Source organism: Herminiimonas aquatilis, from assembly GCF_042665175.1.
In the GTDB taxonomy this organism is placed as follows: Bacteria; Pseudomonadota; Gammaproteobacteria; order Burkholderiales; family Burkholderiaceae_D; genus Oxalicibacterium; species Oxalicibacterium aquatilis.
This window is the reverse complement of sequence record NZ_JBHTCC010000001.1, coordinates 1,590,999-1,607,987: the sequence shown is the minus strand read 5'-3', so window position 1 is coordinate 1,607,987 and position 16,989 is coordinate 1,590,999. Positions and strand designations below refer to the sequence as shown.

14 protein-coding genes are annotated in these 16,989 nt (G+C 56.0%); 5 read left to right on the top strand and 9 right to left on the bottom strand.

What is annotated here, in order from left to right:
* Positions 1–7: 7 nt before the first annotated feature.
* Both mdoH and ACFQO0_RS07405 read right to left on the bottom strand, forming a co-directional pair.
* Positions 8–2,647 carry a glucans biosynthesis glucosyltransferase MdoH gene (gene mdoH / locus ACFQO0_RS07410; RefSeq protein ID WP_382234065.1) on the bottom strand — a complete coding sequence of 880 codons (2,640 nt, stop codon included), beginning with the start codon at positions 2,645–2,647 and terminating at the stop codon, positions 8–10.
* Entirely contained in the window at positions 2,647–4,191 is a 1,545-nt protein-coding gene (locus tag ACFQO0_RS07405; RefSeq protein ID WP_382233374.1) for a glucan biosynthesis protein G, read from the bottom strand. Before ACFQO0_RS07405 ends, mdoH begins: the two co-directional genes overlap by 1 nt.
* Positions 4,192–4,714: 523 nt before the next feature.
* On the opposite strand from ACFQO0_RS07405, the gene ACFQO0_RS07400 reads away from it, so the two are divergent.
* From ACFQO0_RS07400 to ACFQO0_RS07390, 3 genes are all read left to right on the top strand, one after another.
* Positions 4,715–5,497, top strand: a complete 783-nt coding sequence (locus ACFQO0_RS07400) for a histidine phosphatase family protein (protein ID WP_382233373.1) — start codon at positions 4,715–4,717, stop codon at positions 5,495–5,497.
* Complete coding sequence (locus ACFQO0_RS07395) at positions 5,494–6,516, top strand: NAD(P)H-hydrate dehydratase (protein ID WP_382233372.1); 1,023 nt, start codon at positions 5,494–5,496, stop codon at positions 6,514–6,516. Before ACFQO0_RS07400 ends, ACFQO0_RS07395 begins: the two co-directional genes overlap by 4 nt.
* 119 nt (positions 6,517–6,635) lie before the next feature.
* Positions 6,636–7,676, top strand: coding sequence for a hypothetical protein (locus tag ACFQO0_RS07390; protein WP_382233371.1), 1,041 nt, complete (start codon positions 6,636–6,638; stop codon positions 7,674–7,676).
* 46 nt (positions 7,677–7,722) lie between these two features.
* Here the strand turns inward: ACFQO0_RS07390 and ACFQO0_RS07385 are convergent, their stop codons facing one another.
* Positions 7,723–8,049 carry a hypothetical protein gene (locus ACFQO0_RS07385; RefSeq protein WP_382233370.1) on the bottom strand — a complete coding sequence of 109 codons (327 nt, stop codon included), beginning with the start codon at positions 8,047–8,049 and terminating at the stop codon, positions 7,723–7,725.
* Positions 8,050–8,131: 82 nt separating this feature from the next.
* Between ACFQO0_RS07385 and ACFQO0_RS07380 the strand changes: the two genes are divergently transcribed.
* Positions 8,132–9,097: a YihY/virulence factor BrkB family protein gene (locus ACFQO0_RS07380; RefSeq protein ID WP_382233369.1), complete on the top strand. Its 966-nt coding sequence runs from the start codon at positions 8,132–8,134 to the stop codon at positions 9,095–9,097.
* A gap of 54 nt (positions 9,098–9,151) precedes the next feature.
* Here ACFQO0_RS07380 and ACFQO0_RS07375 read toward each other — a convergent pair whose 3' ends face one another.
* Entirely contained in the window at positions 9,152–9,793 is a 642-nt protein-coding gene (locus ACFQO0_RS07375; protein WP_382233368.1) for a YajG family lipoprotein, read from the bottom strand.
* Between the two features lie 268 nt (positions 9,794–10,061).
* On the opposite strand from ACFQO0_RS07375, the gene ACFQO0_RS07370 reads away from it, so the two are divergent.
* Positions 10,062–11,300 (top strand): DUF418 domain-containing protein, encoded by a 1,239-nt coding sequence (locus ACFQO0_RS07370; protein WP_382233367.1) that lies wholly within the window; start codon positions 10,062–10,064, stop codon positions 11,298–11,300.
* Positions 11,301–11,309: 9 nt separating this feature from the next.
* Here ACFQO0_RS07370 and ACFQO0_RS07365 read toward each other — a convergent pair whose 3' ends face one another.
* The 5 genes from ACFQO0_RS07365 to ACFQO0_RS07345 form a co-directional block, all read right to left on the bottom strand.
* Positions 11,310–12,347 (bottom strand): ABC transporter ATP-binding protein, encoded by a 1,038-nt coding sequence (locus tag ACFQO0_RS07365; RefSeq protein WP_382233366.1) that lies wholly within the window; start codon positions 12,345–12,347, stop codon positions 11,310–11,312.
* The gene (locus tag ACFQO0_RS07360; protein WP_382233365.1) at positions 12,340–13,365 is read right to left on the bottom strand and encodes an ABC transporter ATP-binding protein; all 1,026 of its coding nucleotides are present in this window, start codon (positions 13,363–13,365) and stop codon (positions 12,340–12,342) included. Before ACFQO0_RS07360 ends, ACFQO0_RS07365 begins: the two co-directional genes overlap by 8 nt.
* Before the next feature lie 11 nt (positions 13,366–13,376).
* Positions 13,377–14,324, bottom strand: a complete 948-nt coding sequence (locus tag ACFQO0_RS07355) for an ABC transporter permease (protein WP_382233364.1) — start codon at positions 14,322–14,324, stop codon at positions 13,377–13,379.
* 1 nt (position 14,325) lies between these two features.
* Entirely contained in the window at positions 14,326–15,303 is a 978-nt protein-coding gene (locus tag ACFQO0_RS07350) for an ABC transporter permease (RefSeq protein ID WP_382233363.1), read from the bottom strand.
* 75 nt (positions 15,304–15,378) lie between these two features.
* Positions 15,379–16,965: an ABC transporter substrate-binding protein gene (locus ACFQO0_RS07345; RefSeq protein ID WP_382233362.1), complete on the bottom strand. Its 1,587-nt coding sequence runs from the start codon at positions 16,963–16,965 to the stop codon at positions 15,379–15,381.
* Positions 16,966–16,989: the final 24 nt, after the last annotated feature.

The window sequence follows — 16,989 nt, the reverse complement described above, 5'->3', positions numbered from 1 at the left end:
GATTGCGCTACGCCGCTTGACCCAATGCTTGCAATCCAGGCACGCGATCTTTATCCGTCTGTGACGACGCTGGCAATCTCGCCAGCCAGTCCGCATGCGCATGGCCAGAAGTCCATACGGCCAGATGCAGTTGCGACATATGCAACGGGTCGCTCAACAGGATATTTTTTTGTGCATCGGCAAGTGCCGATGGTCCATCCAGCAAGGCCGCCCGCACCAGATTGGCACTGATCTTTTGTGCCGCAGGCGAGCGCCGCAGATGCAACTTGCCGCTCGCGCACACCACCGCATTGAAATTCGGCTCAACCACCGCAGCAATAAAATCCGGTGGTGGCGGCGTCGCCTTCACATGCGCAACGGTCGCTAATAATTCCACCGGCGGCACTGCTTCTTCCGGAATCAGGAACAGCTTCTTGCTGCGAAAGCGCAAACCGTTCGACACCTTGCTGGAATAAATCGAGATAGGGATCGCCACCGCCAGCGAACCGACAATCGGCAGCAGCCACGGCAGGAAAGTCGGGTTCAACCAGAACACGGCAGCGCCCCAGGCCAAACCCAGCAAGGTATGCAAGCCATGATGGCGGAAAGCTTCGCGCGGACTGGTTTCTGCATCTTCACGCGGCGGCGATTTCCAGCGCAGAGCCCAGCCCATGAATGCAGCGATCACAAAGTGCGTGTGAAACAGCATGCGCACCGGTGCCAGCAGCATCGAGAAAAACATTTCAATCAAGACGCTGAACAGCAAACGTAGCTGTCCGCCAAACTGTTTCGCGCCCTGCATGCAGATCAACAACGCGCTCAGTATTTTCGGCAGGAACAGCAAGGTCGCAGTCGCACTGAACAAGGCCAGCGCTTTTTCCGGATGCCATTGCGGCCAGTTCGGGAACAACTGCCAAGGTTCGGTAAAGTAAGTCGGCTCGGTCAGGGTATGTTGCGCCAGCAAGCCGGTAGAAAGTATCAGGAATAAAAACCACAAAGGCGCAGACAGATACGCCATCACGCCAGTGACAAAGACCGCGCGATGCACCGAATGCATGCCGCGCGACAGGAACAGACGGAAGTTCATCAGATTGCCCTGGCACCAGCGACGGTCGCGCTTCAATTCATCCAGCAAGTTCGGCGGCATCTCTTCATAACTGCCATCCAGATCGTAGGCGATCCAGACCTTCCATCCGGCGCGTCGCATCAAGGCCGCTTCGATAAAATCGTGCGACAGAATCTCACCAGCGAACGGGCCTTTGCCCGGCAGCAGCGACAAGGCGCAATGCTCGATGAAGGGCTTGACGCGAATGATCGCGTTGTGTCCCCAGTAATGCGATTCGCCGAGTTGCCAGTAATGCAGCCCGGCCGTAAACAACGGACCGTACACGCGTGTCGAAAATTGCTGTATCCGTGCATACAAGGTATCGCGCCCCGCAGCACGCGGCGCGGTCTGAATGATGCCGGCATCCGGATTGGCTTCCATCGATTGCACCAGCTTGCTGAGGCAATCGCCGCTCATCACGCTATCGGCATCGAGCACGATCATGTAGCGATAATTATTGCCCCAACGCCTACAAAAATCATCGATGTTGCCGCTCTTGCGACGGGTGCGACGTTGACGTCGGCGATAAAAAATCCGGCCGAAACCATCAACCGCCTTGCACAGCGCCGCCCACGCTGCCACTTCCGCCGCGCAAGTGTCGCTATTGCCGCTATCACTTAATACGAAGAAATCGAAATGGGCTAATTGCCCGGTCTTTTGCACCGATTCGTAAGTCGCCCGCAAACCGGCAAACACCCGCGTCACATCTTCATTACAGATAGGCATCACGATCGCCGTGCGTGCGCCCGCGTCTATCGCCCCCTTGGCGATTGCCGTCTGGGAAATCAGGAAAGGGTCTTTGCCGCGCGCCAGCAAAAGAAAGCCCGTCATCGCGGTCCAGAAACCGGCAGACACCCAGCAAAACAGCAGCGCAAACAATGCCAGCAGCGCGATTTCCAGCGGCTCCTTGCCTTGATACGGCAATACGCGACTCATGTAATACGTGGCGAGCGCCGTTTGACCCAGCATCAGGAATAACAAGACCAGGCGACGCAAGCCGCCGCGCGCCTTGCCAGCGGCTTTTGGCGCGTTGACTGCTTCTGTTTGCGAGGTTGATGTTGATGCTGATGTGGATTGCGGCAACAGTTCATGGATGGAAATTTCTGCCGGCTCTACCGCTTCTGCATCGCTGATTTTCGCATCCAGCGCTGCGGCATCTTCAACTTGCACACGCCCGAACACGCGCTGCATCCAGCGCGTCAGCGGATTCAGCGCGCCCCAGGGATGCGGCACCATGGATGCGCGATTCAATGGCGGCGCCACGCATAACTGGGCCGGCTCGTTTTGCTCGACTGTATTGGCAGCGGATGCTGCCGGATCTGCACGCCACACTGCATCATGCCCCAGCACCAGCCTGGCGCGTGCAGTCACTGACCCATACGCCGGGTTGTCGCTATCGGCATTCTTTTGCGCGAGGATGTGATGCAGGCGCGTCATCGCATCGCGTGTCGATAAAGTCGGGGTCTCGGCCAGTTGTGCTTCTATGCCATCGCGCACTGCCGGCGGCAAAGACAGCTTGTCCAGATAATGCCGGCATGGCAGCGGAATACGGGGCGCATCCATCATTCAGCCGGGAGTATGTAACTCCACGTTTCCGATAAAGTTGTGTTGACGGTTTGCAGGAAGCCGCGCATTTCCACCGGCTTCTTGTCATCGACGCGCTTGATGCGCAGCGCGGCGCGATAGCCGCCTGTGGCTTCATTGCGCATCACATGGGATTCCAGAATTTCGCCATTGCCATCGACCGAGATGCGCATGTTGACCTTGGCGTTCTTCGCCAGCTTCTTGAAGATAGGCCCTTCAAAGTCGACGAACAGCGCAATGCTGTCATCCGGCTTGCGCAGGTAACCGTGACCGCGGCGGGTCTGCGTCACCCACGACAGAGGCGGCAATTTTTTATCGCCTTTATGCCATGACAGGCGATAGTCAAAATTGATAGGCATGCCGGGTTTAGGCAATTGATCCGGCACCCAGTAAGACACGATGTTGTCGTTCAACTCGTCCGGCGTCGGTATCTGCACCAGCTCGACGCGGCCCGATCCCCATTTGCCGATCGGTTCTACCCACGCACTCGGACGCGCTTCGTAACGCGCTTCCAGGTCTTCATAGTTATCCTGCTTTTGATCGCGCTGCATCAAGCCGAAACCGGATGGATTGCTCAAGGCATACGACGTCACCAGCAAGCGCTTGGGATTGACCAGCGGGCGCCAGATCCACTCGCCAGTGCCGGATTGTATCGACAGGCCATCCGAGTCATGCACTTCCGGACGGTAATCGTCTGAGGTAGCGCGCTGGTTTTCGCCAAAGAAATACATGCTGGTCAGCGGCGCGATGCCGAGTTTGCTGACGTTCTCGCGCAGGTACAACTGCGACTTCACTTCGGTAATGGTTTGCTCGCCGGGCTTGACCACAAAGCGGTAAGCGCCGGACACGCGACGCGAATCCAGCAATGCATAAATCGTCAGCTGCTTGCCGTTGGCGGCGGGACGCTCTATCCAGAATTCCACAAAGCGCGGGAATTCCTCACCCGAATTCAACGCCGTATCGACTGCCAGTCCACGTGCCGACAAGCCGTAGATCTGTTCCTTGGCAACGGCGCGCAAATAACTGGCACCGAGAAAGACCACAACCTCATCCTTGTACGATGTCTTGTTGATCGGGTAATGCACGCGGAAACCGGCAAAGCCCGCCTGCTTCAAATCCTGCGCGCTTAATTTATTTTTGCCGTAATCGAAATTACGCGCATCAAACGGAATCGGCCGTGCGCGATTGCCCGCGATCTCGTTGATCTTGACCGCGCTGGCAAACTGGCGGCCCTGATGGAAGAAGGTCAGTTCGAACGGCAGTTTGGCTGTGCGCCAGTAAGCGCTGTCACGTTTGTAGCGGATGTCGCGGTATTGATCGTAATCCAGACTCTCCAGACCTTTGGAGATGTTCTTTTGCGGCTCCTTGTACGAAGTCGCTGCCAGTTGTTTTGCCTTCCTCGCGACATCGTTGAAATCGAATGCCAGCGCAGGCGCGGTGGCGACAAAAGACACAGCCAGCAATAAGGTACCTGCCAGACCGCGTCTGGCAGTAAAACAACTACTAAAGTAATTCCGCAACATGTTTTCCAACTTGTACCAACCTATCAGCAAAAAAATACAGCCCGCCTCGCCATGCGGCGAAACCACTTGAGAAATGACCGGAGTAACGATGCCATCTGGGACGAAAAATGCTTATTCGGGGAAATAGCGCCCTGGGGCGTTACCTTCGGTTTTCAGCGTCTTTTTCTTCTTGGATGCGCTTGTCGACTAAATCGGATTGCATGCCGTCAATAAAGTTCCGCTATCGGGCGGGCTTCTCTTTTTCCAACAATCTTTCCTGAATGCACATTGCATGCCAATAATGCGGGATTCCGTACCGAAGGTTCGATGCGGGAGCCGCATACTGCTGCTTCAATATCGAGTATGGCTGCCCATCGTAGCTGCTGCCGAGCTAAGTTGGGGATTTATACGCTGCGGATTCATACGTTGTCGATGATGGTTGCACTGCGCGCGTATCGACACGTCTATCGGCTCGTATTTCGACTCGTATTTCGACTCGTATATCGGCATTCAGGCGGCAGCCACCAATGCACAGGGAGATTGCATGGCAAACACCAAATGGCCGGACCACGTATGGCTGGTCCGTCACGGACAAAGCGCGGGCAATGTCGCGCGCGAACTGGCTGAAACCGGCGGACTAGAACTGATCGACATCGTCGAGCGTGACATCGATGTGCCGCTTTCCGATCTGGGCCGGCAACAGGCGCAGGCACTTGCTCACTGGTTTGGCAGCTTGCCGACAGCAGAAAGACCGACTGTGGTGCTGTCGTCGCCCTATTTACGCGCATGGCACACCGCACAAATTATTACCGACCGTATCGGGCCGACGATAGACAAGCCCGGCAACTTCCATACCTTTATCAGCGACGAACGCCTGCGCGAAAAGGAATTCGGCATCCTCGATCGCCTGACCCGCCTCGGCATCGCGCAAAAGCACCCCGAGCTGTACGACCAGCGCCAGCATGTAGGCAAGTTCTATTTCCGCCCGCCCGGCGGCGAAAGCTGGTGCGACGTCATCCTGCGCCTGCGCAATGTACTCGACACCATCACGCGCGAATATCCGGGCGAGCGCGTGCTGATCATCGCTCATCAAGTCATCGTCAACTGCTTCCGCTATCTGCTGGAACACATGACCGAAGAAGAAATCCTCAGCGCCGATCGCGCCGGCGACGTGCCCAACTGTTCGGTCACGTCTTATAAATTCAATCCCGACGTTGGCAAATTCGGCCAGCTCGAACTGCAAATGATCAACTTTGTCGCACCGCTGCTGGAAGCAGGCGCAACCGTGACTGCCGAACCTGACATGTCGGGCGTACCCAAGCCATGATGAAAACGCATAAAGAATCAGCACAAGATGTAGAGCAGCAGATTTCGCAAGCAGAGCAAAAACCAGAACCCAGCAGCGCACGCGTGCAAAAACTGGACAAGGACCTGCTGCTGAACTGGCCGCTGCCCATGCCCTCAGTCGACGGCGACAAGGAAGATCGCGGCCACGTACTCGTCATCGGTGGTTCGCGAGAAATGCCCGGTGCCGTCATCCTTGCCGCCACCGCCGCCTTGCGTGCAGGCGCGGGCAAACTGACGGTCGCCACCGGCGCCAGTGTCGCGCAACTGGTCGCCTCCGCATTGCCGGAGTCGCGCGTCATCGGCCTGCCCGAAACCGAAGAAGGCGGCATCGAACTGGCCTCCGCCGATTTGCTCGATCAATTGATAGGCAAGGTAGATGCCGTATTAGTTGGTCCCGGCATGCAGGACGAACCTGCGATCTGCGCCTTCGTGCAGGCGCTGCTGCCAAAATTCTCCGACACCAAGATAGTGCTCGATGCCTGCGCGATGGGAGTCGTGCGCAATATGCAGAGCGCGCAGCCTGATCAAGCTGCGCCCGCTCATGACCTCAGCAGTCGCAATGCAGCACACGTACGTCTGGCCAATCTGGTCCTCACGCCACACGCAGGCGAAATGGCGCACCTGACCGGCGATGACAAAGACAGCATACAAGCCGACCCGCTCACTGCGGTGTGCGCCGCTGCCATCAAATGGAATGCCGTCGTTGCATTGAAAGGCGCCGCCACCTTCATCACCTCGCCAGCCGGCGATGTGTGGCAACACGAAGGCGGCAATATCGGTCTCGCGATTTCCGGCTCGGGCGACACGCTAGCCGGCATCATCGCCGGCCTCGCAGCGCGCGGCGCGAGTTTAGAGCAAGCAACTGCGTGGGGCGTTGCGCTGCACGCGCAAGCAGGAGAGCAACTGGCGCAACGCATAGGTTCGCTCGGTTATCTGGCGCGGGATATTGCGGGTGAAGTGCCGGGATTGCTGGATAGATTTGGACGGCGGGCGATCTAAAAAGTATGTGGCTCAAATCTGCAGAGGATCACTTGAGGTTTCCTGCACCTTTCAACGCTGCGGCTTAATGCGATAGCGTATATTGCTCATTAAATAAGCAATAAACCTAAGGGATAGCCATGACCGACAAAGAAAACAACAGGCCTGTACAAAATAGGCTTGCGGAAGGTTTGCGTAGTCACTCTAACCAGAGTGAGGTAAATCGATTACGAAATCTCTTAAGTTCTGCAGACGACCCAAACGAAGCCATTAGAAATGCTCTGTCACGCCAAAGTGATGCTCTAAGTGCTGAATGGGAAAAGAAACTGGCTTACATTGGCGAGAAAGAAACTCAGCTTTCGGCTCTTGAAACAGAAATGATACGACGCCGTGAAATGATGGCTCACGAATTTTCTGAGAGGGAAAGATCTTTACAAAGAGAGGTGGCTGATCGAGAGAAAGCGTTAAAGCTGCGCGAGGAACATTTAAAGCGCCGAAATGAAGAGTTACAGTCTCGTCTCGCCAATTTAGAAGAACATGAAATTGATTTAGTAAAGCAGTTAGAGATTTCGGTGGACGACCATAAGAAAGCTGTGGGAGAACTCGAAAATCAAAAGATAAAATTTACTACTGAGTTCCAAGAACACATAGAGTCCAAAGCTTCAGAATTTGTTGATTCGGCAATCACCTCCCTTGAGGCAAGCAAAGCTAAGTTCGGAGCACTTGGTAGATATTGGTCAATTGGTGCGATTTTAACTATAGTGCTTGGATTAGCAATCTCAATCGCTCTCGCCAAAAGCGGCACCAAAGGACTAATTCAACACAAAGACATGCAATGGACGTTGTTGGCGTTCTTTGCCATTAAAGGAGGCTTACTGCTTGGTCTCGTATTTGCAATGGTTTCTTTCTGCTCAAAGTTTAGTCGAAACTATTTACACGAATCGTTAAAAAGTGCTGAGCGAATACATGCTATTAATTACGGGAAGTTTTACCTAACAGCTTACGGCGCAGGCTCAGATCCCGATAAAGTAAAAGAGGCTTTTGCACATTGGAATATTTCTGCCACCTCAGCATTTTCCCCAGAAATACAGGCCCCGAATCAATTAGAAGACTTAAATAAAAACATTTTTTCAATTATCGAAAAATTAATGGAAAAAATACCGAGCGCTCTAAAAAATTGAAGAGGCTTTTGTAAAACATTGGCGGGCATTTATGGGTAAGTTATCCTCAAGCCTGCCAAACCCCATACCCCGCTTCACGCAAACCTATCCCCAATTCCACTTCCATCTCGCACGCCGCCTGATACGGCATCGGGTTATAAACAGCATATAACTCCGGCAGCAAACGCAGGCCGAACTTCTCCACGTATTTATTGCTCTGAATACCAGCCTTGTGTTTGTCGAAGCGCAAGTCTGGATCGAGGCCGGTCATGCCTACATACACGCAAGGCTTGCCGGGAATGTAGTCGGGATTGGCTTTCTTGAAGCGCGGCTCGTACATGACGTCGGGCGACAATTCGACGACATAGACGTGATGATGGTGGCGGCGCGACATGGATGTGGTTGACTGTATGGTGAGCGAAGCGGAAACGAGCGATCAGCATAGCAGGCCTGACTGCGGCCATGCGCATTGAAACATGCGCACCACTATCGGTACAATCGCCGTAGCTGTCATGCAAGCACCCCACCCGATCACGCAGAAAGCGAGCGTCGTAATGAATCAAGGCCATTTAAGCGAAGCATGGACGATCACCAGACAAGCGGTGACGGCGTGGATCGATGATTTTGCGCCCAGCATGGGTGCGGCGCTGGCTTATTACACGATCTTTTCGCTGGCACCGATGTTGATCATCGTGATTGCGATTGCCGGCTTCTTCTTTGGCCACCATACGGCACAAGGCGAAATCATCCAGCAGTTGCGCGACCTGGTCGGCGATACCGGCGCGGTGGCAATCGAGGGCTTGTTGAAGTCGGTCAGCGAACCGGGCAAAGGCATCGTCGCGGCCACGCTCGGCACCCTGACGCTGATGATAGGCGCGACCGCGGTGTTCGGCGAATTGCAAAGCGCGCTGGACCGCATCTGGAAAGTGCCGCCGGAAACCAAGCGCGGCGGCCTGTGGAAAATGGCGCGCAAGCGCCTGCTGTCTTTCGGCATGGTGATGGGGCTGGGCTTCATGCTGCTGATCTCGCTGGTGTTGAGTGCAGCACTGGCAGCGCTAGGCAAATGGTGGGGTAACGTCCTCGGCAACTGGGGCATCGTGCTGCAGGTATTGAATCTGGCCGTATCGTTTGCAGTCATCACCGGTTTGTTCGCGATGATTTACAAGTTCATGCCGCGCGCATCGATACCGTGGCGCGATGTGTGGGTAGGCGCGGCCGTGACGGCGATGTTGTTCACGTTGGGGAAATTTCTGATCGGCCTGTATCTGGGTAGCAGCAATATGGCGTCCGGCTTCGGCGCAGCGGGTTCGCTGGTGATTCTACTGGCGTGGATTTATTATTCGTCGCAAATCTTTTTGCTGGGTGCAGAATTTACCTGGGTGTTTTCGCAAAGACGGCTGGCGCGCATGAATGCGGGCACAGAGGCAAAGCCGCAGCCATGATTTTTTACTGCCGATAGGCCTGGCACCTGCAGCAGGAGCCAGGCCATTTGCAGATTATTTTTTTGCGGCGATCTTTGCTGGCAATAATTTTGTTGCAGCTTGCTTACGATAATCCGTCAAAGCTGCGTCAATAATTTCTATCCACGCGCCATCCGTCACGATCTGACGTCCATCCTCGACATGCACACTGACTGTGGTCGGCGCAACACTTCCTGACAAGACAAGATCGGTGGCAATGTCTGCGTTCAGTGTCAGCGCCCAGAAGCCGGGCTGCATCCATGCCCAGAATTTCTTGATGCGTACATCGACGATCAATACCGATGGATCATCGGTTCCGCCGGTGATCACGCGATAGCCGGCCTGCTCGAAGGATGAGGTCAGGTTGGCGCGCATCACGCTTTCTACCGTCTGATTTCCTTCGAGCATGACATCGCCCAAGGCCTTGCCAAATGTATTTCGTTTGCGTGCGATCGCGCGCAACTTGAGTTCTGCTTTGGCTTTGCTGGCACCTTCAAAACCTAGCGACGGGGTACCCGGATTGCTGGGCTCCTGCTCAAAAACACGCTCATCCTTCACCGAGCGGATCGCAACTACGTACCCATTCGATGCAACAGCCTGCGCCGTATTGGCGGCAGGAGCCGAAAGCGTGACTTCGCTGCGGCTGGTTGCGCAACCAGCCAAAATGGCGCACAACATGAGAAAAGATATTTTTATACTGTTATTGAGTAGCATAGCGTTTAGCTTTATAAGAATTGTTGTTGGAACGCGCAATGGCCGTAACCATGCTCTGGATTGCGCGGACAGACGAGATAATCACTCCCACACTTATCATCCCCGCAACACAATACTCTGAGGACCATTCCAGAGCAATGTTCGGCCTTGCCCATTGTGTTGTGGCCGCCACTTTAATCGCCAGCACTTACACTATCGCTACTTATAGCGCCGAATAACTTCAACTCCTTTCATGATCAAACATCGCTCCGCATCACATTCCTCGCGCTACGCCCGCATCGACGCCCTGCGCGGGATCGCCGTGTTCGGCATCCTGCTGGTAAATGTATGGTCTTTTATATGGGGCTTCGAGAGCTTGCGCTACGGCGTGCTGCCGGCGACGGCATCGATCTTCGATGTGCTCGCAGTGGCGTTCACGGCCTTCTTTGCGGAGCAAAAGTTTTATCCTGTTTTTGCCTTCCTGTTCGGCGCCGGCTTTGTACTGGTGACGCGCTCGCTGAAACAACAGTTCGGGCGCTGGAGCGATGCCGAACGCTTGTATCGCCGCCGCTTGAAATGGTTGCTGGCCTGCGGCGTCGTGCACGGCACGGCAATCTGGTTTGGCGACATCCTGACTGTTTATGCGATTGCCGGCTTCTTTGTGCTGGCGGGACTGACGGGGGCGCGCTTGCGCAGCGTGCGCAATACGCTGCGCGTCTGGAGCATCATTTTCTTTGCACTGTTGCTGGGGAATTTCCTGCTCGGCCTGCAGATGCTCAGCGGCCCTTCTGGATTGCAGGAACAGGCGATTAACACCGTCGCTGCGGTGGAAGCGGGACGCATCGTTTACACCGAAGGCAATCTGCTGAGCATAGGCATACAGCGGCTGGGCGACTATGCATCTGTCACCACGCAATCGCTATTTATCCTGCCGCACATCGCGCTGCTGTTTCTATTAGGTGCGATGTCGGTGCGTCTCGGCTGGCTGACGCAGCCAGGCCGCCACATAAAATTCTGGCGCAGGGTGCAATGGACAGGTTTTGCGCTTGGCATTCCATTCAATCTGGCGTGGGCGACGATGGTGGTGGCGGAAGCGATCGATCCCTTACATCCATCGATCTATTCATTTTTGCTGTATGCATGGCTGCCGGTGGGCGGCACCTGCCTGGCGGCGGCGTATGTAGCGACAGTTTTGCTGGCGCAAGAAACCGTGGGACAGTGGCTGGATAACTGGCTGGCACCTGTGGGCAAGATGGCGTTGACGCATTACCTGATGCAATCCTTGCTGTGCTCTATCTTGCTCCAGGGTTTTGGCTTCGGCCTCGGCGCAATATGGCCGCCTGCAGCCTGGCTGGCGCTTGCGTTCGCCATCATGCTGCTGCAAGTATTTTTTAGTCGCTGGTGGCTGGCGCGGCATGCGCAAGGCCCGGCAGAAACTCTGTGGCGACGCTACATCAACAAGGGCATTGCTGATGCCGACAAGAGTGACTGACGCCTTGCCTTAGCTGATGCTGTCATTCAAATGACAGGCTGAGAAATGACCGGGTGCGATTTCTTTCAGCAGCGGTTGCTCGACACTGCAACGCGGCATCGCATGCGGGCAACGCGGATGGAAATGGCAACCGGATGGCGGATGCAGGGGCGATGGAATCTCACCCTTGACTGCGTAGAAATCGATTTTCTTCACTTCCAGTTTGGGTGCCGATGCCAGCAAGGCAACCGTGTATGGATGATTCGGTCGGGCAAATAATTCTGCGGTCGGCGACGACTCGACGATGCGCCCCAGATACATGATGACGACACGATCCGACACGTGGCGCACAACGCCCAGATCGTGGCTGATGAATAGATACGTCAGGTTCAATTCATCGCGCAGCTTGATGAACAGATTGAGTACCTGCGCCTGTATCGAGACATCCAGCGCAGCAACCGCTTCATCGCATACCAGCAGTTGCGGATTGACCGCCAGCGCACGCGCAATCCCTATCCGCGCACGCTGACCGCCGGAGAACTGATGCGGGAAGCGTCGCGCCAAGGCCGGATCAAGCCCGACTTTTTGCAAGAGCTGTGCAACGTAGTCCTTTTGCTGTGCGGCAGAAATCATGCGGTGCGCAAGCGGTGCTTCGCCGACGATATCCTGTATGCGCAGGCGCGGATTGAGCGATGCATACGGGTCCTGAAAAATCATTTGCATCGCCAGCTGTTGCTGCCGTCTTTGCGCCACGCTGACCGTCGCGAGATCGGTGCCCTTCCACCAGCGCGTCCCGGATGACAAGGCGTGCAAGCCGACCGCCATGCGGCCCAGCGTTGATTTGCCGCAACCGGATTCACCGACCAGGCCCACCACTTCGCCGGAATGAATGGTCAGCGTTACCTGATCGACGGCGTGCACGACTTCGGCGGTCATGCTTGCGCCAAACAGATTGGCGACCTTGGCAAGCGCATCCAGCGGTTTTCCAAAGCGCTTGCTGACATCGCGCAATTCAAGCAGCGGCTGCAAATGCGGCAAAGGCTGCGAAGGCTGAAGCGGCTCAGTCATGCCGGACTCCCGACAGCAATTGGCTTGCATCATGGATGGGATGGAAACAGCGCAAGGTGCGCCCGCCATCGATGGATAGGGGCGGCGTGTTTTCGCACACCGCCGTGGCACGTTCGCAGCGCGTGCGGAAGGCGCAACCGGATGGCAGGTTCAGCAATGAGGGCGTCATGCCGGCAATCTGGCGTAGCGGCTGCCCCGGCAGATTGCGCGACGGCGACGATGCAATCAAGCCAAACGTATAGGGATGCTGCGGCTGGCCCAGCACCTCTTGCACTGTGCCGCTTTCGACTATTTTGCCCGCGTACATCACGCATACCGCATCGGCCAGGCCGGCAATCACGGACAGGTCGTGCGTGATCCAGATCAGCGCCGTGCCGGACTCGCGACACAGCTTTTGCATCTCGTACAAGATCTGCCCTTGTATCGTCACATCGAGCGCGGTCGTGGGTTCATCGCAAATGATCAGGTCGGGCTTGTTCAGCAAGGCAATCGCGATCGCGACGCGCTGGCGCATGCCGCCGGAAAATTGATGCGGATAAGCGAGCAGTCGTTCATCCGGTGACGCGATGCCGACGCGCATCAGCGCATCGCGCGCCATATCGCGTGCAGCCCTTTTGCTGACATCCTGATGTGCCAGCACGGCCTCTATCATTTGCGTATCAATGCGAAGGACGGGATTGAGCGTCATCATCGGATCTTGAAATATCATCGCGATCCGGTTGCCGCGTATGCGGCGCATCGCTTCCGGCGATAGCGCGCGCAGGTCTTGATCCTTCAGCAGGATTTTTCCGCCGACGATTTTCCCTGCGCTGTTTTCACCACTGTCGATGAGGCCCATGATCGAATACGCGGTCATCGATTTGCCGGAACCCGACTCGCCAACCAGACCCATGATCTGGCCGGGCGCAACCGAAAACGACACATCTTCCACTGCCTTCACGATGCCGTCGCGTGCAGAGAAATGCATCTGCAGGTTCTGCACAGTCAGGGTGGGCGTGGCGTTTGTTGTTGCTGTCATCGTCGTCATGCTCATTGGATCTGCAGGCGCGGATTCAATACATCGCGCAATTGATCGGCGACCAGGTTGATGGCCACTACCGTGACCAGCAAGGCGATGCCGGGAAACACGCTGATCCAGTATTTGCCGGACATCATGTAGTCGAAGCCGTTAGCGATCAGCAAGCCTAGCGACGGTTCTGTAACGGGCAAACCCAGGCCGAGAAATGACAAGGTCGCTTCCAGCGAAATCGCCGATGCGACTTGCAGCGCAGCGATAACGATCAGCGGCGGCAGACAGTTGGGCAACAGATGGCGGAACACGATGCGCATCGGCGACAGGCCCAGCCCACTCGCCGCTTCTATGTATTCCTTCTTGCGTTCAACCAGCGCCGCACTACGCGCAGTACGCGCGTAGTACGCCCATTGCACCGCAACCAGAGCGATGACGATCTTGCCGGTGCCCGGCCCCATCAAGGCCAGCAGTATCAGCGCCACCAGTATCGGCGGGAACGACAATTGAATATCCGCCACCCGCATGATCAAACCTTCAACGCGACCGCCGAAGTAACCGGCGAACAAACCTAGCGTCAACCCGATCAGCAATGCAATCGCCGTACTCGCGACGCCGACGATGATCGAAATCCGCACGCCATACAAAATCGCCGACAGCATGTCGCGCCCCTGTTCGTCGGTACCGAGCAAATAGGTAAACGTGTGATCGAGATTCTGCCCGCCCGGTGCGAGTCGCGAATCCATGATGTCGATCTGCGACAGGTCATACGGATTTTGCGGCGCAAGCACAGGCGCGAAAATCGCCGCCAGCACGATCAGGCTCAAGACGATGGCACCCGCTGTGGCAATTTTGCTGGCGAAGAAGTTACGTACAAAACGCTTGAACGGCGTTTCCACCGTTGCTGTCGGCTCTACCGCTTGGAAGGATGGCTGGGTCGGCTGGGTAGGCTGTGTCTTATTATTCATGTCAGCCTTTCGCATCCGAAAGGCGCACGCGCGGATCGAGCAGTGAGTACACGACATCGACGATCAGATTGATGACGATGAACAGCGCGACGATCAGCATCAGGTAGGCGACGATCACCGGGCGGTCCAGCACGCGTATCGAATCGATGATCAGCTTGCCCATGCCGGGCCACGCAAACACTGACTCGGTGACAATCGCAAACGCGATGATGGAACCGAACTGCAATGCGATGACGGTGACTATCGGGATTAGAATATTTTTCAGCACGTGCACACCGATGATGCGGCTGTTGCGCAAACCCTTGGCGCGCGCAAACTTGACGTAATCCTGCAGCAGCGCTTCCTGCGCACCCGCGCGTGTCAGCCGTATAACCAATGCGATATTGAACAAGGCCAGATTGAAGGCCGGCAGCAATAGATGGCGCAAGCCATCCAGCGTCAGGAAGCTGACCGGCACGCCGAACAGCAAGCTGGTTGCTCCGCGCCCACCCGATGGCAACCAGCCCAGCTGCACGGCAAACACCATGATCAGCATCAGACCTACCCAGAAAGTCGGCAGCGAGAAACCGAGTATCGAAACTGCCATGATGCTTTTTCCGGTCCAGCTATGCGGACGCAGACCAGCCCACAAACCCAGCGGAATGCCGAGAACAATCGCTATCACGATCGCGCTGATGGCCAGTTCCAGGGTTGCCGGCAAACGTTCGAGAATCAGCGCCAATGCCGACGTGCCGAATGAAAACGAGCGGCCGAGATCGCCGCTCAATGCTTGCTGAATGAATATGAAGTATTGCTGCCACAAGGGTTTGTCGAGGCCGAAGGCAGCGATGGTGCGCGCGCGCTCCAGCTGATCGGCATCGGGACTGATCAGCATGTCGATCGGATTGCCGATCGCATACACGCCGATGAAGACCAGCAGCGACATCACGGCCAGCACCAGAATGCTTTGGGCCAGGCGGCGCAGGATGAAGTCGAGCATGATCAGTTACCGCTCGCGACAGCAAAATCAAAAGCGCACGCGCAACGGCCCTGCAAGCGCAAGGCCACGCGGGATTTATTCAGGATGGAACTGATGTGCGAAGGTGAATTCATCGGTACGCGCAGTGTACTTCAAGCCTTTGCGCAGCGCCCAGGTCGCATACTGATGATGCAGGGGCACGACGGCGTAATCCTGCAGCGCCTGCGCTGCCGCGTCTTTCGCATATCCCTCGCGCTTGCCCTGATCGACCGACGACAGCGACGAAGCGATCAATTTATCGACTGCGGGGTTGCTGTACTTGCCCCAGTTCCACGAGCCCCAGCCGGTTTCAGGATTCGGTGTGCCGACCAGCGTACGCAAGCCGAAGTCGCCCGCCAGGGTGCCCCAGCCCAGCAGCGACATGCTGAATTCGCCGGCACGCGCCCGGGCAAAATAGACGGACAGCGGCAGCGTCTCGACCTTGGTTTGGATGCCAATGCGGTTCAGGAATTGCGCGACTGTCTGCACCACTTGTTCGTCATTGATGTAACGATCATTCGGCCCGTGTATCGTCAGCGCAAAACCATTCGGATAACCGGCTTGCGCCAGCAATTTCTTCGCGCCTTCCGGATCGTAAGCTTCCACTTTCAATGCATCGTTGTAGCCGAATACGCCGGGCGACACGATATTCGATGCGGGGACCGCCAGCCCTTCCATCGTGCGTTCCACCAAGGCCTGACGATTGATCGCTTTCGATATGGCCTGGCGCACGCGCACATCGGCGAGTGGATTTTTCGGCAAAGGCTTGCCGGCTTTGTCGGTCACATAACGCGACGGGCCTGCGGATTGATCAAGCTCCCAGAATATCGTGCGCCAGGATATTTTTTGCGCGAAGCTGAATTTGGCATTGTTCTTCAGGCGCGATAAATCAGCAGTCGGCACGCCTTCAATCGCATCGACATCGCCGGACAGCAAAGCTGCCAGACGTGGTGCGGAATTGGTAATGATGCGGAAGGTGACTTTGTTCCAATCCGATTTGCCGCCCCAGTAGTTATCGTTGCGCGCGACTTCTATCCGGTCGCCGCGTTTGAAGCTGATGAATTTATACGGACCGGTACCTATCAGCGCCTTGCCGCTGTTGAAGTCGTCGGTGCCGGCTTTTTCTGCTGCCTTTTTCGACACGATGAACACCGCGCTCATGTCCAGCGTCAGTGGCCCGTAAGGCGCGGCGGTCGTCAGACGGACGGTATAAGGATCGACAATTTTCTTGGCGACGATCTGTTTGGTATAGGCGGTGAAAGGACCTGGACTGTTGGTCAGCTTGGCTGGCCTATCCAGGGAAAAGATCACATCTTCTGCGGTGAAATCGGAACCGTCGTGAAACTTCACGCCACGTCGCAATTTGAATTCCCAGGTAGTCGCATCGACGGCACGCCATGAGGTTGCCAGGCCGGGTACCAGCTTGCCATTTGCATCCACATTCAACAGCGCATCGAAGATATGCGAAGAAAAAGCGACATTCGGCGCTATGTTCAGATAGTGCGGATCGAGCGAAGAGACATCAGCGGCCAAACCAATCTTCAAGTCGGCAGCGTGGGATGAGTAAGTCGTCAGCGTCGCCGCACATGCCAGAACGCCGGCCAATGCCAGCGCAGATAAATTTTTTGTTGGGAGACCGAACATGATGTGCCTTCAAAAAAACGGTGG

What these genes read in the sequence shown, in the direction of transcription:
- mdoH (WP_382234065.1), bottom strand. Translation starts at nt 2,647, where the DNA reads ATGGATGCGCCCCGTATTCCGCTGCCATGCCGGCATTATCTGGACAAG.
- ACFQO0_RS07405 (WP_382233374.1), bottom strand. Translation starts at nt 4,191, where the DNA reads ATGTTGCGGAATTACTTTAGTAGTTGTTTTACTGCCAGACGCGGTCTG.
- ACFQO0_RS07400 (WP_382233373.1), top strand. Translation starts at nt 4,715, where the DNA reads ATGGCAAACACCAAATGGCCGGACCACGTATGGCTGGTCCGTCACGGA.
- ACFQO0_RS07395 (WP_382233372.1), top strand. Translation starts at nt 5,494, where the DNA reads ATGATGAAAACGCATAAAGAATCAGCACAAGATGTAGAGCAGCAGATT.
- ACFQO0_RS07390 (WP_382233371.1), top strand. Translation starts at nt 6,636, where the DNA reads ATGACCGACAAAGAAAACAACAGGCCTGTACAAAATAGGCTTGCGGAA.
- ACFQO0_RS07385 (WP_382233370.1), bottom strand. Translation starts at nt 8,049, where the DNA reads ATGTCGCGCCGCCACCATCATCACGTCTATGTCGTCGAATTGTCGCCC.
- ACFQO0_RS07380 (WP_382233369.1), top strand. Translation starts at nt 8,132, where the DNA reads ATGCGCACCACTATCGGTACAATCGCCGTAGCTGTCATGCAAGCACCC.
- ACFQO0_RS07375 (WP_382233368.1), bottom strand. Translation starts at nt 9,793, where the DNA reads ATGTTGTGCGCCATTTTGGCTGGTTGCGCAACCAGCCGCAGCGAAGTC.
- ACFQO0_RS07370 (WP_382233367.1), top strand. Translation starts at nt 10,062, where the DNA reads ATGATCAAACATCGCTCCGCATCACATTCCTCGCGCTACGCCCGCATC.
- ACFQO0_RS07365 (WP_382233366.1), bottom strand. Translation starts at nt 12,347, where the DNA reads ATGACTGAGCCGCTTCAGCCTTCGCAGCCTTTGCCGCATTTGCAGCCG.
- ACFQO0_RS07360 (WP_382233365.1), bottom strand. Translation starts at nt 13,365, where the DNA reads ATGACAGCAACAACAAACGCCACGCCCACCCTGACTGTGCAGAACCTG.
- ACFQO0_RS07355 (WP_382233364.1), bottom strand. Translation starts at nt 14,324, where the DNA reads ATGAATAATAAGACACAGCCTACCCAGCCGACCCAGCCATCCTTCCAA.
- ACFQO0_RS07350 (WP_382233363.1), bottom strand. Translation starts at nt 15,303, where the DNA reads ATGCTCGACTTCATCCTGCGCCGCCTGGCCCAAAGCATTCTGGTGCTG.
- ACFQO0_RS07345 (WP_382233362.1), bottom strand. Translation starts at nt 16,965, where the DNA reads ATGTTCGGTCTCCCAACAAAAAATTTATCTGCGCTGGCATTGGCCGGC.